This is a genomic window from Corynebacterium sp. HMSC056E09 (genome assembly GCF_001813425.1).
Lineage (GTDB): Bacteria > Actinomycetota > Actinomycetes > Mycobacteriales > Mycobacteriaceae > Corynebacterium > Corynebacterium hesseae.
The window spans coordinates 361354-377231 of sequence record NZ_KV812513.1 but is presented as its reverse complement, the minus strand read 5'-3'; the positions used below and the strand labels follow the sequence as shown (position 1 = coordinate 377231).

Annotated in this window: 14 protein-coding genes and 1 pseudogene; 9 read left to right on the top strand and 6 right to left on the bottom strand. The window is 60.8% G+C overall.

Features of this window, described 5'->3' with window-relative positions; genetic code table 11:
* Position 1 precedes the first annotated feature (1 nt).
* The 4 genes from HMPREF2912_RS11135 (at position 2) to HMPREF2912_RS11115 (ending at position 3889) form a co-directional block, all read left to right on the top strand.
* Positions 2-913 carry an ABC transporter substrate-binding protein gene (locus HMPREF2912_RS11135; RefSeq protein WP_070684175.1) on the top strand — a complete coding sequence of 304 codons (912 nt, stop codon included), beginning with the start codon at positions 2-4 and terminating at the stop codon, positions 911-913.
* Complete coding sequence (locus tag HMPREF2912_RS11130; RefSeq protein ID WP_010189119.1) at positions 913-1695, top strand: ABC transporter ATP-binding protein; 783 nt, start codon at positions 913-915, stop codon at positions 1693-1695. The genes HMPREF2912_RS11135 and HMPREF2912_RS11130 overlap by 1 nt, the downstream gene beginning before the upstream one ends.
* Before the next feature lie 196 nt (positions 1696-1891).
* Positions 1892-2608 (top strand): DUF4232 domain-containing protein, encoded by a 717-nt coding sequence (locus HMPREF2912_RS11125; RefSeq protein WP_070684173.1) that lies wholly within the window; start codon positions 1892-1894, stop codon positions 2606-2608.
* A 102-nt stretch (positions 2609-2710) separates the two neighbouring features.
* Positions 2711-3889, top strand: coding sequence for a hypothetical protein (locus HMPREF2912_RS11115; protein ID WP_246816535.1), 1179 nt, complete (start codon positions 2711-2713; stop codon positions 3887-3889).
* Here HMPREF2912_RS11115 and HMPREF2912_RS11110 read toward each other — a convergent pair.
* The 4 genes from HMPREF2912_RS11110 to HMPREF2912_RS11100 all read right to left on the bottom strand — a co-directional run bounded on the left by HMPREF2912_RS11110 (position 3886) and on the right by HMPREF2912_RS11100 (position 8215).
* Positions 3886-4272: a hypothetical protein gene (locus tag HMPREF2912_RS11110; RefSeq protein WP_070684169.1), complete on the bottom strand. Its 387-nt coding sequence runs from the start codon at positions 4270-4272 to the stop codon at positions 3886-3888. The genes HMPREF2912_RS11115 and HMPREF2912_RS11110 overlap by 4 nt on opposite strands.
* Positions 4273-4638: 366 nt before the next feature.
* A complete protein-coding gene (locus HMPREF2912_RS11105; RefSeq protein WP_070597336.1) occupies positions 4639-6735 on the bottom strand; it encodes a siderophore-interacting protein in 2097 nt (698 codons plus the stop codon).
* A gap of 74 nt (positions 6736-6809) precedes the next feature.
* Positions 6810-7079 (bottom strand): hypothetical protein, encoded by a 270-nt coding sequence (locus HMPREF2912_RS12915; RefSeq protein WP_148139418.1) that lies wholly within the window; start codon positions 7077-7079, stop codon positions 6810-6812.
* Positions 7080-7207: 128 nt separating this feature from the next.
* On the bottom strand, positions 7208-8215 hold the full coding sequence (locus HMPREF2912_RS11100; protein WP_010189126.1) for an ABC transporter substrate-binding protein: 1008 nt from the start codon (positions 8213-8215) through the stop codon (positions 7208-7210).
* Positions 8216-8527: 312 nt separating this feature from the next.
* On the opposite strand from HMPREF2912_RS11100, the gene HMPREF2912_RS11095 reads away from it, so the two are divergent.
* A complete protein-coding gene (locus tag HMPREF2912_RS11095; RefSeq protein WP_070684167.1) occupies positions 8528-8836 on the top strand; it encodes a hypothetical protein in 309 nt (102 codons plus the stop codon).
* A 7-nt stretch (positions 8837-8843) separates the two neighbouring features.
* Here the strand turns inward: HMPREF2912_RS11095 and HMPREF2912_RS11090 are convergent, their stop codons facing one another.
* Positions 8844-10049 (bottom strand): DUF418 domain-containing protein, encoded by a 1206-nt coding sequence (locus tag HMPREF2912_RS11090; protein ID WP_070684165.1) that lies wholly within the window; start codon positions 10047-10049, stop codon positions 8844-8846.
* A 59-nt stretch (positions 10050-10108) separates the two neighbouring features.
* Here HMPREF2912_RS11090 and HMPREF2912_RS11085 point away from each other — a divergent pair, with 59 nt between their 5' ends.
* Positions 10109-10552 carry a DUF1990 domain-containing protein gene (locus HMPREF2912_RS11085; RefSeq protein WP_070597332.1) on the top strand — a complete coding sequence of 148 codons (444 nt, stop codon included), beginning with the start codon at positions 10109-10111 and terminating at the stop codon, positions 10550-10552.
* 30 nt (positions 10553-10582) lie between these two features.
* Here the strand turns inward: HMPREF2912_RS11085 and HMPREF2912_RS11080 are convergent, their stop codons facing one another.
* Complete coding sequence (locus HMPREF2912_RS11080; protein ID WP_196060535.1) at positions 10583-12334, bottom strand: alkaline phosphatase D family protein; 1752 nt, start codon at positions 12332-12334, stop codon at positions 10583-10585.
* A 222-nt stretch (positions 12335-12556) separates the two neighbouring features.
* Between HMPREF2912_RS11080 and HMPREF2912_RS11075 the strand changes: the two genes are divergently transcribed.
* The 3 genes and pseudogenes from HMPREF2912_RS11075 to HMPREF2912_RS11060 form a co-directional block, all read left to right on the top strand.
* Entirely contained in the window at positions 12557-14431 is a 1875-nt protein-coding gene (locus tag HMPREF2912_RS11075) for a purple acid phosphatase family protein (protein ID WP_070684163.1), read from the top strand.
* Positions 14432-14534: 103 nt separating this feature from the next.
* On the top strand, positions 14535-15470 hold the full coding sequence (locus tag HMPREF2912_RS11065; protein WP_227486303.1) for a vWA domain-containing protein: 936 nt from the start codon (positions 14535-14537) through the stop codon (positions 15468-15470).
* Positions 15471-15545: 75 nt separating this feature from the next.
* Positions 15546-15878, top strand: a pseudogene (locus HMPREF2912_RS11060) (transposase); the annotation flags it as partial.

Here is a 15878-nt window from a genome sequence, read left to right as displayed (position 1 = left end):
CATGCAACGACGTAACTTCCTCAAGATCACCGCTGGCCTCGGCGTCGCCGCCTTCGCTGCGGCCTGCTCCAAACAGGAGACTGCGCCGAGCGAGCAGGCGGCCACCTCCGCGGCATCGTCCAGCGCCGCCGAGCAGCACCAGCGCGTGATCGCGCTCAACACCGGCCAGCTGGACAACCTCCTCATGCTGCGCATTCTCCCGGTGGGCGCGGCCAAGGCCAAGAACCTGGGCGTCGTCCCGGACTACATCCGCAACCGCTTCGGCTCCGACTTCGATCTGGACTCCATCGCGGACTGCGGCCTACGCGCCAACCCGGATCTGGAGACCATCGCCTCCCTGAAGCCCACCCTCATCTGCGCTAACTCGCGTACGGACGAGGCCATCCTGGAGCAGCTCAAGGCCATCGCGCCCGTCGTCACCGGTAAGGGCGGCGGCGAGAACTGGAAGCAGGACCTCCTCACCATCGCCGAGGCCGTGGGCAAGAAGGACTCCGCCGAGCCCCTCCTGGCCGAGTACGAGTCCAACGCCAAAGCCTGGGGCGAGGGCCTATCCTCCAAGCCCACCGTCTCCTTCCTGCGTTCCAAGGAAGACCAGTTCCAGCTCTACGGGGTCAACTCCATGGCGGGCTCCGTGGCCGCCGATGCCGGCCTGCCCCGCCCCGCCAACCAAAAGCAGATTGAGAAGGCTGGCCAGGACATCTCCGCCGAGCAGCTCTCCGAGGCCGACGCCGACTGGATCTTCTACGGCGTCAACGCCGGCGCCGCCGACCCCTCGCAGGCCGCCACATGGCACTCTCTCAAGGCAGTGCAGGCCAACCAGGCCGTGTCCGTGGACTACGAGTCCTGGTACATGAACGCGTCCCTGCTCTCGGCCACCATCATCCTCCAGGGTCTGAAGGACAACATCAGGTAATGAACGCTCGACTTTCCGCGCACTCCGTCTCCGTCGGTTATGGCGATACCGTCATCAGCCGCGACGTCACACTCGACATCCCCGACGGCCAGGTCACCACGCTCATCGGCGCCAACGGCTGCGGCAAGTCGACCCTCCTGCGCGGCCTGTCCCACTTGCTCCCACTGTCGGCGGGCTCCGTCACCCTCGACGGGAAGAAGCTGGGTGACTACTCCTCCCGGGAGCTAGCCACGCGCTTGTCGATGCTCCCCCAGTCCCCCATCACCCCTGCCGGCGTCACCGTCGCAGACCTCGTGGCCCGCGGCAGGCACCCGCACCAGTCCTGGCTGCAGCAGTGGTCCGCCTCCCACTCCGCCGCCGTGGACGAGGCCATGGCGCTCACCAACGTCTTTCAGCTGCGCGACCGCCCCGTGGACTCCCTGTCCGGCGGCCAGCGCCAGCGCGTGTGGATAGCCATGGTCCTGGCTCAGGACACCGACATCGTCTTCCTCGACGAGCCCACCACCTACCTGGACCTGGCGCACTCCATCGACGTCCTCGAGCTCGTCTCCACGCTCAATAAGGAACAGGGCAAGACCATCGTCATGGTGCTCCACGATCTCAACCTAGCCGCCCGCTACTCGGACAACCTCGTCCTCATGAAGGACGGCTCCGTCACGGCCCTGGGCTCGCCCGAGTCCACCATCACGCCGCAGGCCCTGCGCGACGTCTTCGGACTGGACTCCCGCGTCATCGAGGACCCCGTCACCGGCGGGCCGCTCATCGTGCCGGAGCGCCCATAAGCCCCGTCGTTCCCTGCGTTTTTCGATCATGGGAAAGGCGGCGGGAGTTCATCATGTTCACACTTTCAGTCACAGGACGGCTACTGCACACTGTGTGACACATTCTGCGAATCGTTGCTCATTGCTAGCAAAGACTTAACAGACTCGTGACCAGTAATCTCTAGTCCCCGTCGTGCTGTGAAACTACCCTGTGGGTATGAAGAATCTGCGCGCACTCCTGTCCCTCAGCCTGCTGCTGCCACTCGCCGCGTGTTCCGCCAGCGAGGAGGACTCTGCGGCACCGTCGGCAGTCACGACCACCGTCGTTCACTCGGCCGACGCCCCTGCGGGTGACGATGCCGCCGACGGCACTGTCGGTGCTGGCGGTACTGGCGGTGCTGACGCCGCCGATACCGCCACGGCCGACGACGTTGCTTCCGGGGCCGCTCCCGGCGCGTCCGGCACCGCACCAGCCCCAGCATCCTCCACTATCCCGCCCTTGCCCGAGGGCGCCTGCGCCACCTCCCAGCTCTCCACCGAGATCACCAACGAACAGGGAGCCGCTGGCTCCCGACTCGTCGACATCGTGCTGACCAATACCTCTGACGAGGAGTGCACCCTCACGGGCTTCCCCGGCGTCTCCGCCGTCACCAGCAACGACGGCACTCAACTAGGCCCCGCCGCGCTGCGTGAGACCGGCACCGAAGCTGCCACCGTGACGCTGGCGCCAGGGGCCCAGGCCCGCGCGGGGCTCAAGATCACCAACGTGGGATTGCTCGACGCGGCGGCCTGCCAACCGCAGGACGCCGATGGCCTGCGGATCTATCCGCCCGAAAACACCGACAGCCTCTATGTCGCAGTGCCGGGCCTGCAGGCCTGCGCGGGCGAGGTCGACATCTTGTCTGTCCAGCCCATCACTCAGCTCTCCCCGTAAATCATTTCGATCTCCTAACAATTTCCAGCCGGTGATAGGACTCGGCTTCGCGCTTCGTTAGTCTCGGCCACGAGTTCGCCCCTCGGACGAAGGACATACACCATGACCACTCTCCCTGTCCTCCTGCCCCAACGCACCGCGCGTGCCGCAGTAGCGGCGGCATCAGCAGCCGCGCTCGTTGCGTCCTGCTCCCTCCCCGACACTCGGCGCGAGGCAGCCCCGTCGGAATCCGCAGTGGCACCTGACTTGAGCGCGGCGACCGAGTCTGCCTCCAACCCACCAGCGACCTCGAGCACTTCCTCACGCGCGACTCGCAGCAGCACCAGCCCAGCTACGTCGAGCAGGGCGGCATCGACACGCAACTGGCCCGTATCCTTGGCCGAAGAAAGCTGCGACCCGAACGCCGGAGTCGCCGACTCCGGAGTCGGCGAATTCGTTGACAAAGGCGAAGCACCAACGGCCATCGTTCATTTCCTGTTGACGGAGGAGCCTGAACGCGGAGCACCTCTCAAAGACTTCAAAGTCACCCAAGATTCTTTCGATGCGTGCGAGCCCCTGAGCTACATCATTGCCTCCGGCAACTACGAGGGCGAACAAGTGGTCTTCTCCATCGTTTTCAACTGGGGCCACCCGCTCAATGACAGCAATGGGTACTTCTCCGGCGACGGCTTCGACTTCACCATTGGCAGCGACTCCGTAAGTTTCACTACGGGCGATACTCCCGCACATGAGGCAGGCAAGCCAGTGAGCGTGACATTTACCGCGATGGACTTCGGAGCACTCAAGACCGAGCTCAACGCAGAAGACAAACACCACATCGGAATCGACCTCACCCATCTGAACGACGCCGTCGATCCGGCCGACCTCGACGAGTTCTACGAATTCGACACCAATAGCGGCCCCGTCCGCTGCCGCTTCTCCATCAGCGAAAGTGAATGCGACTTCCTCGACGGTGAGTTTTCCCCCGCGGAAGCCATGAACGGACCAAGCAACTACTTCCTCAAAACCCATGGCGAAACGGAAGTCGACCTCGCCACCTTCAGAGACGACTCCAAAGACTTCCTGTCCGACAAGAAATTTGAAAAGGTCGGCGACGGCACTTACGAGGCCGGCACCTTGGGTCACCCCATCCAGGCGGAGCTCAAAGACGGCACTCTGACCCTCTACTTCCCCGACGGCGCCTACGTCTTCGAGGACGGCGTCCTCGACTTCTTCAACGAGGATGACCTGGAGGCGGGTACCATGCGCTCGGCGGCAACGTCCTCTGCCCGCGCGGATTAGCCCTCGATGTCGCGCAAGTAACGGGCCGACACCCCGCCCGCAATAGTGCGCAGCGCGACGTCCTTAGTCACCACCATGCCCGCGGCCACGACCGCATGCTCCCCTTTGTGGATGCCACCTTGATCCTGGAAACGCGCGCCCGAGTTGATGACAACGTTTTCCCGATGTGCGTGTTGCTGCCAAACAGGCTGGATACCTAGCGCGAGCAAGGTATCGCTGTCTCCTAGGCCAACTGCGGCGATGCGCTCGTTCTCATTGCCCTCAATATTTGACGCCGAGGAATCCTCGCCTCGGGAGCAACCGGAAAGGACGAGAGTGGATGCTGCTAAGACAGCGGCCGTCTTCATTGCCGCGCGACGGGTCAGCGAATTGTTTCGAAACATATAAAAGCCTAACGTGCAGGGAGCTCATTGGGGTGCGGTGAAGGCCATCGGACGCACGGGGTGTTGATCGATCCTCGAGCGCGCGTCAATCACGTCTACCGCGTCTACCCCGCATGGGGCAGCCTAACTAGATAAAGGATAGGCTAAGTTAATTATTCCGGGGGGTGTGTGGCTGCCGATATGGAGGCAGCTCAGCCGCTAGGGGCCAGCCGACAGGCGCTCCCAGCCGAAGGGGTGGGACCCCAGCCGATAGGAAGGCTCCCAGCGGAAGGGGGGATCCCGGCCGACAGGGGGCACTTTAGAAACGGTTTAGCAAACCACCGAACGTCCGCCGCTCCTCCACACGCTTCGCCCGACCACCGGCAGTTACCTACCTCCCCTCCCCACCTCGAACAGCTGGGCACTCCACCCCACCGGCTGCTTCGAACGCACTACCGCACCCACGGCAGCCAGGTGCTTCGCAATCACACGGGCCGTGGGCAGCTGCGATCCATACAGAACGAGGCGTGATAAATCTTCCTGGTAGTCATGATCCTCGGCCCCACTTTCCTGCAACACTGGGGTCACCAGGAACAGCTGCGCCCCAGAACGTAGTACGGCAGCTACCAGCTGCTGCAACTCTATAGTTGGCCAACGTCGCCACGGATCAACCAGCACCACAGCATCTACCTGCTCGCACAAAGTAGCCACTGTGCCAGCCCAATCCGCCCGGCGCGCATCCCCACCGCTACGCCCAACCGTTGGAGCGTGCAGTGCACTATAGCGAGCACGATCCCGGCGGCGTGGAGCAATATCGCGCAGCATAACCTCCTCTGCGCTGGCCCCAGGCTCCGTCATCGCTGCAGTTGCTGCGCCTACTGAGATCCTTGCGTCATCCTCTGCCTCCGAAAACGACCCCAACACCACGGCGTTTGCCTGCGGTATCTTACGTAGAATCTCATCCGCATACACCGCCGCGGCCGGACCTCCCACCGCGCATCGAAGCGAGCCAGCATCCTGTCGCGCTAGTAGCTTGCTGCTCAGAATCTCCGCTGCGGCCGGGGCCGACCACTGAGCACTGGAGGCCGCCTGTTCGTGTTCCTCCACGGCCAGTTGTGGCTGGGTTTGCACAATGTAGTCCCAGCGGTGCTCGCCGGTATCAGCCGGATTCTGCAGTGCCTGCCCTAGCCGGCCAAGTGCTGCGGTCTTGGCGGCCGCCGGCCCGGTAATCCAATCCCTTACTGGAGAATCCGGGTTTGCCAACTCGCTGCCCAGCGCAGTGAGGCCGATTCGAACCGCCCGTTGGTCCGCCACATCCTCCGATGAGCTATCCAGTGCTACATCCGCCGACAACGTCACTAACCCCACTGCCTCCAGGTAACGCGCAATCCGGAGAGCCAGCTCCTGCTGCACGCCAGTTGCTTCGGCCAGTTGATCCACTCGATCCGCGCCCTCATCAATCAGGCCGAAAATCCCCATCCCTACGGCTTGGCGCACAAGAATCGCCGACCCCATTTCGGTGAGTTCATGCAGCTCAACCAGCGCATTACGGTAGCTCGTCACAGCCCCTGTCTCCGCCCCCTCACTGTCGCCCTGCAACGGAGTGCCCGTAACCTGCCCCGCACTCTCAGCCTGCGTAGCCGTCGCCCCTGCTTCCGATTGCGCCGGTGCCATTGCGCGCCAGTACCCCGTAATCTCCACGTTTTCCCGCGGAATCCCCAGAGCTCGAACCCAGCGTCGGATCGCCTTCAATCGCCCGGCCTCTCCCGCAGCCCATACATAGGGCATCGCAGCGGGCTCGGCCGCCCACTCTGGGTGTTCTCCGTACAACTCGGTAGCTTTCGCCACGAAGTCCCCGCCCTCGTCTCGCACCTGCCAGTGAATGTCCACCTGTGCTTCGAACTCCAGTCGCTGGACATGTGCCCGCGTGGCTACCTCAATAATCGCCACTGCCCTATACCCGGCGGGCAAAGACTCTATACAGCGAGCAATCGCCGGCAGCGCCGTCTCGTCGCCCACCATCAGTAGCCACGGAGTGTGGGTGGGCAGCGCTGCGCAAGACTTCGGCCCTGCGATATACAGGGGATCTCCCGGTCGAGCTCGTGCGGACCAGTCCTCGGCCAGGCCTTGGCCATGCCGCGCGAAGTCTACGACGAGACGGCCCTGGGAGGCGTCGAATGAACGGACGGTATATGTCCGAAACAGATCTTTGACTTCCTCTTGCCATAGCACCGTCGCGTCCTCCCGTGTGATGGGGTGAGGGCGCTCCCCGGTGGCCGGGTCTGGGAAGATGATGCGGATATCGTCGTCGAAACCATCGCTGACTAGCGGTGGTGCGTCTACGCCGAACGCACTATGGGCGCGTAGTTGTTCGCCCGTCAGAGTAATGCGACGCATCCCTGGTGTGATGTCCTCGATGTCATCGACCTGCAGTTCGCGGATCGTAATGGGGTAGATTTCCCTGTCTCGGCTATTCCTCGCCATGGTCATTCCTTTCTCGTTTCTGGGTTGGCGGTGTGCGGTGAGTCGGTGTGCGTAGGGTCAGTATGTGGGTTGGTTTAGTGGATTGGGACGGTGTGTAGCGGGTCAATGCGGTGGATCGGCATGCGGTTGGTCGGCATGCGCAGGGTCGATGCCTCTCGCCTCGGGTGCTGGCCGGTCAGCCGAACTCTTGTCCAGCACCGCGGTGCCCACTGCTGAAAAACGTTCTTCCAGCCATCGACTTTCACCAGCTGCGCATGCGTAAGTTCAAGTTCGCTCACCCGCACCGGATACGCCCCCGGACGGCGCCTCCACGCAGCAGCCGGATCCCACTGCGCAGAAGACAAGCAAAGTTCCTTGCGGGTCGGCGGGCGGCAGCGGGGAGGCGAGTGAGCGAACAAGAAAGGGCATAAGAAAACACCCCACGCTGCCACACCGGGCGACACACTCGCGAGGGGTGCTGGAGAAAAAGAGACTAAGAGAGCTTTTTCAAGGTAGGCTTGACCTGCTCCAATACCCATGCACGGGACAGGGAGGTCGGCGTGTTCAGGCCGGCAACCACAGCCTCGTTACCCGCCAGGGTGGCGCCGGACTTGACCTGCGGCAGGTCTGAGTAGCCCGGGATCTTCTCCACCTCCGCGATGTCACCGGTGCGGTTATAGATCACCATGAAGTCCGCAGCCAGGGCGGAGACGTTTTCTGGCGACAGAGTCACGCGCCCCTGCTTTACCTCAATAGAGCCGTCGGTCAGAGGTTCCGGGAATTTCATACCCAGGTCGTAGATGAAAGAGGCTCCTGGGTCCTTCGGGTCGGCCACAGCTCCAAAGGATCCCTGAGCGAACTGGGAGACCACACCGGTCTTACCCTCGATATTCGGCAGCTCGGACTTCGCATCGGTGAAGACCTTCTCATCCTGGTCGATGACTTCTTGAGCTTTATCTTCCTTGTTGAAGATCTTGCCGAGCTCCTTCAGCTGCGACTTCCAGCCGATCCCCTCACCCTCGGTGCCAATACCACCCAGAGTGGGCGCGATCTCGGAGAGCTGTGTGTAGTTATCCTCGGAGATCGTCCAGTAGTCCCCGACGATGAAATCCGGAGCAGCGGCAGCGATCTCTTCCTTCGGCAGAGTCTTGAAATCGGTCTGCTTGATAATCTCCACGCCGTCCAACTTGCCGTCGCGCCACGGGGCATTCATGTCCTTAGCAGACACCACCACGGCGGAGGGCTTGATGCCCATAGCCAGCAGGTTGTCGATGGCTGGACCAATGGCAACGACGCGCTCGGGGTTTACGGGGTATGTGTCTTCCCCCCTGGCGTGCTTGATGGTGACTTCGGAGGCATTATCACCGGAATTCGCTGCGGAGTTTGCGCCTGAGGAAGTATTTTCCGCCTTGCCATCTGTATCGGAGCTGCAGGCTCCCAACATCAGGGTAGTGGAGAGCACGGCGAGACTGAGCGCACGGACAACGATTGAGTTCTTCATCCTGAATGGGTTTCCATTTCACTAAACGAACAAGGTTAGGTAAGGCTACCATCACCCAGGGTAGGCTAACAAGGGTAATCCGAGACTTTTTAACTTAATTTGGATCGGGGAGGGCACGACGATCCAGCTTCCCATTACTGCTCAGCGGCAATGCCTGCAGAGCTGAAGCCATGTCCGACAACAACACGTCCAAACGGCCCCGGCTGAAACATCAACCCCGATTAAGACACCCGCGAGGTTGACAAAATATATCGGAACGCCTCCAAAAATGAAGCCTCGTATATTCCATTACACAGGCCTACAATCGCGGCCATGGAATCGAAGACGCTGACGTCACTGGTATTTGGAAATGTTGTGCTGGAATCGCAGATGACGAAGACGATTATCGTCGTCTACGCCGACGACATGCGGTCATGGTACTTCCGCCCGAGTCCGTACACGGAGCTTAAGGTGCCGCTCGATGAGCTGCGCGGGCAGCTGAGTAGAGAGCGCGCGGAACTCATCTCGGAACGTATCTTTGATAACGTAAAACTCGAGCTAGAGGAAAGCTACCCCGGTGGCGTAGACCGCGCGCAGAAGGAGCTCTGCGGCTGGCTTCTGCGCGAGGAATCAGCCGTTTAAACCAACATCAGGCCGACCCGAGAGCCGACTTAGGCTCAATACGACACGTTGGGCCGTACGCCAGCCGGCGATGCGCCCACTCGAACGGGCCAGGTTTGCCCCAAGCCTCAAGCAGAGCAGCGAGAAGCAGCGTCAGGACAAAGACCAGCAGACCGATTCCAAGCTTGCCGCTCACCGAAGCATCCGCGCCTAGTCCGAAGCCGGCTGGGGTGACAAGAACAATAAACAAAACCGATTGCGCAATGTAGCCCGACATAGAGCGCTTGCCCAATGCCACGAAAGCAAAGGCCCACCCAGGAACGCGATTGTTGAGTTTCTCCGTGAGCAGTGCCAAAACCGCCAGAATGCCAGGACCCGTAAGAAAGCCAAAAGCTTGGTTCAGCATCAAGAACACCGGTTCCAATTCGGTTGACACAACGCCAGCGGCCGCAAGCCCCCACGGAAGACCAACAAAGACAATGACCATACCTGCAATAACAACCCAGGTGACCAAGGTTCGGCGGTGCGCAGAAACGTTTGCAAGCACGCCCTCCCGCGCCCAGATATATCCGATGAGTAAAACGCCTACCAGCCCCACAAATGTGATGGGGATCTGCCCCAGAGCAGCAACCTCACCGCGCAGGTTGCGGGCGAAATAGTCACCGAATGTGACAAGTTCACCGGTCATCGGACGCGAGTTGGGCAGAGGATTGAAGTAGCCAAAATAGGCTCCCACCGCGCCCGAGCCGGCGAAAACCGCATAGCCGCCAAAGAACCAGTAGGCAATGCGCCGCAGCGTGCGCGTCGAAAGCGTAAAGCACCAAACCAAGGCGATGCCCATGAGGCCATAGACCAGCATGATGTCACCGTCGAAAAGCGCGAAGCCATGCGCCAGACCAAAAACTGCAAGCAGCCCGTAGCGGCGGATGAGTACGCGCCGCGATTCTTTAATGGTGTAGCCCTTACGCTGCAGGCTCGCAGCAATGAGACCAATGCCGAATCCCAACAGCATGCAGAACATCGGCAGGCCTCGCACACGTACAAACATGCCGGTGAACACCGCGGCCGCGGTGTCCAGGGCGCTATCGGGACGCACACCACCCAGGGTGGAGCTAGGCCCCAAGGACCACTCGTTCACAACCCAACTCTGCACGGCGTTCGCCATGGCAATCCCCAAAAGCGCCGTGCCACGCGCTAAGTCAGGAACGATAAGTCGTTTCCGTTTCTCCTGCATACACCCTATTTTACTCTTCTCAAGCATCATCTAAGGGCGGTTTGGCTAGGCTAAGCCCCATGCCTGAGCCACTGTCGTACTCCTCCACCGAGGGCTTCCCGCAGCTGCACATGTCCCGCGTCATCGACGCTGAATTCGATGACGCCGCAGACAAACTCTTCCGCTGGGGCCTGCAGCGTAGCGGTCTTTTCCGGGTACAGCCCAGCCACGCCACGGTGGAGGAAGGCGCTGAGGTCAGCCTCGGGCTGGGGCCGTGGGAGTTTCGCTGCCGGGTCGTGGATGTCTTCCGCGAGGAGCGCCGGTGTGGCTTTACCTACGGCACCCTTCCCGGCCATATTGAGCGCGGCGAGGAGACCTTTACCCTGGAGCGCCTACGGGATGGGCGCACGCTGCTGCTTGTCGACGCCTCCTCCCAACCCGCCCGCCTCCCCTTCCTGCGCCCGCTGCTCGATATTCCCCGGCGCGCGCTGATCGGCTTCTTTTACCTCCGAGCGCTGGGCTGATCCCCCGCAGCGCCCGCCGGCGGATGGTGGCTAGGCGGTGAATCCGTCCTTAGGATTCCAGGTCTTGCTCACCGCCAGCGCTACCGAAGCATCTTCAGCTTCAACATCAGAAACACGGTAGTAGTGCATTTCCACGTGATCGGCAAAGAGATGCGCGACGGCATAGCCGTGGGAGTCATAGTCCAAGTGCTTTACCCACGGATTGGCGTCCTTGATTGCGTCCTCAATGAGTAACGAAGTCGAGTTGTCCTCCCCGTGGTAGGTGCCTGTGTAGGTGGTGAGGATTTCGTCGACATTGGGCGCCGTAATTGAGGTAGTCACCAGCTCACAGGCCACGCGCTTGTCGTGCAGGTAGATGTCGTTGGCCCATTCCGAGTGAATATCACCGGTAATGAAGAAGGAGTTACCCTCGCGAGCATCAAGAGCCTCGAGTACACGGTCACGGTCGGCGGCGTATCCATCCCATTGATCCGAATTCACGGCGAAGCCAGAAGTATTGCCCTTGACAAAGCGCAAGCCCTCATTGGCGGCATCATTACCTGGGATGGTCAGCAGGCGCATGGGAGCCATCATCACCGAGTTGCCCATCACCATCCACGTGGCGTCTGACATCGCAATAGTGTCTCGCAGCCACTGCAGCTGTTCGTTACCCACGATGGTTCGATTCGGATCCCCAAAGTTAGCGGCGGTGGTTTCCTGGTCGCGGTAGGTACGCAGGTCCATCATGGTGAGCTCCATGAGAGAGCCGAAGCGCAGGTTGCGGTAAAGCTTACCGCCCTCGCTCAGCTGCTTTTGGCGCAGCGGCATCCATTCATAATAGGCCTGCAAGGCGTCGTTCCAACGGCGGGACCACTCGCCCTCTGCAAACCCAGGTGTGTGGTTTTCGGCGCCCTCGCGCCAGGAGTTGTTGGCTGTCTCGTGGTCATCCCACACCACGACCCACGGGGCCGCAGCATGCGCAGCCTGCAGGTGCTCGTCGGTGCGGTAGCGGCCGTAGCGGATGCGGTAATCCTCCAGCGTGACGATCTCCCACACGGGGTGGTGCTCACGTGCCACACCACTCTTGCCCACGTACTCCCCCGTGGGATATTCGTAGATGTAATCCCCAAGGAAGACCACGAAGTCAAGCTCCCCGGAGCGTCCACGCTCCGCCATGTCCTTGTAGGCGTTAAAGAAGCCCGATTCGTAGTTGGCGCACGAGGCCACGGCGAATTTCAGGTTGTCTACCTGGGCATCGACAGCTGGCGCAGTTTTCGTCCTGCCCACGGGCGAATACGCCCCGCTATGCTCACCCGAGGTCACCTGGAAGCGGTAGTAGTACACGGTGTCCGGGTTCAGGCCAAAGGGATCTACGTGAACGGTATGGTCGTGCTCCGCGGAGGCAACCTCTTGGCCGTGTGCCACCACGGAACCCATCGCCTCATCTGTAGCAATCTCCCATGCCACGTGAACGTCGTCTCCCATGCCAGAACCAGGCAGGGCATCCCGGTCCGGGGTGACGCGGGTCCACAGCACCACCGAGGTGGGCAGCGGATCGCCGGACGCAACGCCGTGGAGGAAAGGCAGCTGGGCGCCGGTGTACTGGTTATACGCTTCCAACGGGGTCTGGCGCGGGGTGCCGTGCTGGGCAGTTGCTGCCGACAGCCCATAGCCAGCGGCCGCGGTGGATGCACCAACGGCGCCCCAACGCAGCGCGGTGCGTCGATTAAAGCGGATAGCGCGAGAGTTTCTTAAAGATTCTGAAGAGTCTGGGGTATCTGTGGACCCGAATTCGTGGGACATGGGGCTAAACATAAGCTCACCAAAACTGCTATTTCAACGCGAAACAGCGCGTGATATCCCCTATACCGGGGGCATGTTCCACAGATTTCTATTCTGCTTAACCGGAGGTTCACCTTGAGATGTTTCTGTGACTAGGTCATGTCTGTTTCTCTGTTTTCTCAGCAGAGAAACACTCTCACACTCAACTTCCGATATTCATCGCAAAAGGCACACAAAGCAATAATGAAGCGTTTTAGTTTTTCTCCCGCCTCCGCTGGCGTAGCCACCATGACCGCGGCCGCTCTTGTCTTCACCTCACAGGTAAGCGTTCCCGTTCTGGCTACCGCTCAAACTAGCCCCATTTCCCGGATGGTGCTCCAACCGGGAAGCAAGGAAAGCTCCGTCATTGTCTCGTGGCGCACCCAGGGCCCGGCAGACAAGGAAGTCCTCGAGGTCACCGGCCCAGACGGCGCCCAGACCTTTGAAGCCGAGGAAAAGGACGGTGGCGCTATTGCATACGTGTCCAACTACGCCACCGCTACGGGTCTAAAGGAAAACACCGAGTACACCTACCGCGTCGGCTCCGAAGAGGGCGGCTGGTCCGAGCCTGAAACCTTTAACACCGGCAGCTTTGGCCAGGACTGGAGCTTCGTCACGGTTTCTGACGCGCAGATTGGAGTCGATGCCGACATCAAGGGTCAGACCGAGCAGTGGAACAAGACCATCGGCAACGCGGTTGCCGACGCCCCTCAAGCCAGCATGATCTGGTCCCTCGGTGACCAGGTTGAGGGCTGGGGCGCGACGATCGCGCAGTACGACGGCTACTTCTCCTCACCGGAGATTCGAAACATTCCCACCAACGCACTGCCGGGCAATCACGAGACGTACCCGTCAGACCTGGCAATGAAGCACTACGATGAGCACTTCATCAACCCGAATCAGGAGCCAGACCTGCGGGATTTCTACTTTGAGCGCAACAACGTTCTCTTCCTTGGGCTCGACACCAACGCCAGCAGTGACGCGGACATTGAGCGCCATGCGGAGTTCATGCGTAAGACCATTGAAAACCGCGGAGCTTTCAATGACTGGATCATCGTGGGCATGCACCACGCCTTCTTCTCTCAAGGCACCCACTACACCGATGGCGATGTAACCAAGCTCCGTGAAAAGCTCGCTCCGGTCATGTCCGAACTGGACGTCGATGCCGTACTCAGCGGCCACGATCACATCTACACCCGTACCCATCTCATGAACGGCCTTGAGCCGGTGAAGGCTCCTGCGAAGCGTGGCGACGTCCTCGCCCCCAATGACGGTGAGGTCCTCTACATCACCACCACCTCGGCGGGCGGCGGCAAGTTCTATGACTTCCAGGGCGAGGATGGGAAGAAGTACCGCGATGCCCGCATGGAAAACATGGACCCAGCACTGCCGCACGAGTCCACGGCGATCTGGCGCCAGGACTACGACGAGGACTACATGGTCGTCGATGTGACCGGTGATGAGCTCACCTTCCGCACCTACAACGCCAACAACCCGAACTTGGTGGACAAGGTCACGCTGAAGAACAACGACCACGCCATTGCGGACCCGCGCGAAGAGAAGCCGACGACCCCGGCACCGGCGACCACAACTGAGGTCGTCACCACGGAGGTACCGACCACCGTGACCACCACGGAAACCAAAGAGGTCCCCACCACGGTGACCACCACGCTCCCAGCGGAGAAGACCACCAAGACAGTGACCTCGATGGTGCCCACCACTGAGGAAAAGACCATCACCACCAAGGTGCCGACGACCATTACCACTACCAAAACTGCCGAGCCCTCCGAGCCTTCGGATCCCTCCAAGCCAGCCAAGCCAGGTGAGCCAGCCAAGCCGGATGAGAACTGTGACGAGGGCTCTGCGGGGGCGTCGGCAAGCTCGGCAGGCTCCTCCGATGGGTCCTCGGATGATTCGTGCTCGTCCTCTCGCGGCGGCATGATTGGCTTCCTGTTGGGGGCCATCAGCGCGCTGATTGTCGCCGGCGGTGTGGCGGCGCTGGACCCGAACAGCCCGGTCCGCAACAACATTCAGAGCATGCTCGACTCGCTTTACCGGATGTATACCCGGTTGTTCTAAGGCCCCCTAAAACACGCAAACGGAAACGGAATGCACGGGGGTTAATCCCCCTGTATTCCCCGTTCCCAAGCGCAGATCGCCTCCTGTGTGTAATTTAACTCACATGCACACAAAGTCACGTTTCATACCAAAACCATTGCTCACGGCGATTCTTTTCCTCGCAGCAGTCGCTCTCTCCGTCGTAAGCGTTCTCTTTCCCCTCACCGCCACCGCCGAAGATTCACGCTCAACCTCCACTAGTAGCTCCGTGCCGAGCTCCCCCACTGCTTCTAGTGACATGGCCCCGACCATGGTGGTCTTCGATTCCTCCGGTTCCATGATCACCAACGATGCCGGCGGCCAGACCCGCATCGACGCCGCCAAAGATGCCGCCCGCACCTTCATCACCGAAGCCGGGGACGACGCCCCTCTGGGACTTGTCACCTACGGTGGGAACACCGGCGAGGCTCCTGAAGATGAAGCTGCCGGTTGCCAGGACATCACCGTGGTAACGCCACCCGAGGCCGGCAATTCTGAGAAGATGATTGGCCACATGGATGGCCTCCAACCGCGCGGCTTTACGCCCATCGGTGAATCTCTGCGCAAGGCCGCGGCTGAGCTTCCAAAGGAAGGCCAGCGCAGCATCATCTTGGTCTCGGATGGCGTTGCGACATGTACCCCGCCACCGGTCTGCGATGTGGCGAAGGAACTCAAGGAACAGGGTATCGACCTGGTCATCAACACCGTCGGCTTCAACGTTGAGCCCGAGGCTCAGCAGGAACTGCAGTGCATTGCCGACGCCACCGGCGGCACCTATGCCGACGCCTCCGACGCCGATAGCTTGGCCAAGGAGCTTAGCCGCGCAGCACCGCGCACCTTCAACGCCTACGAGTCAGACTTAGAGGAGATCGAAGGCGGCGAAACCGAAGGTTCCCCGGCCACGGTAGACCGTGACGTAGAGGCCTTCTCCACCACTCTTCTTCCGACGGAGGGCAAAGGGCACTCAGCTGAATCCACTACCTTCTTCACTACCCCATTGCTGAAGGCGAGCGCGTGGTGATTGGGCCTGACCCCTTTTTGGTGGACACCTTTCATTCCAGCCCAGTCGGGCTGGGAAGAAAGGTAATCTACCACCATGTCCAGGTACTCCGAACAGTTCAAACGCGATGCTGTGGCCCTCTATGAAAACAATGAGGACCTCTCGCTGAACGCAGCATCAGCAGAGCTCGGTATCAACCGTGCCTCGCTGCATTCTTGGGTCACCAAGTACGGCACCGGAAAGCGTGCCCGCATTAGAGCCGTGCATGATAAAGCCCAAGCGGCGACTGATTCTGAGCGAATCCGCCAGCTGGAAAAAGAAAACGCGAAGCTGCGCGAAGAACGCGATATTCTACGTAAAGCTGCTAAATATTTTGCCGAAGAGACACGCTGGTGATCCGCTTCCAGTTTGTCTATGACCACCGAACCG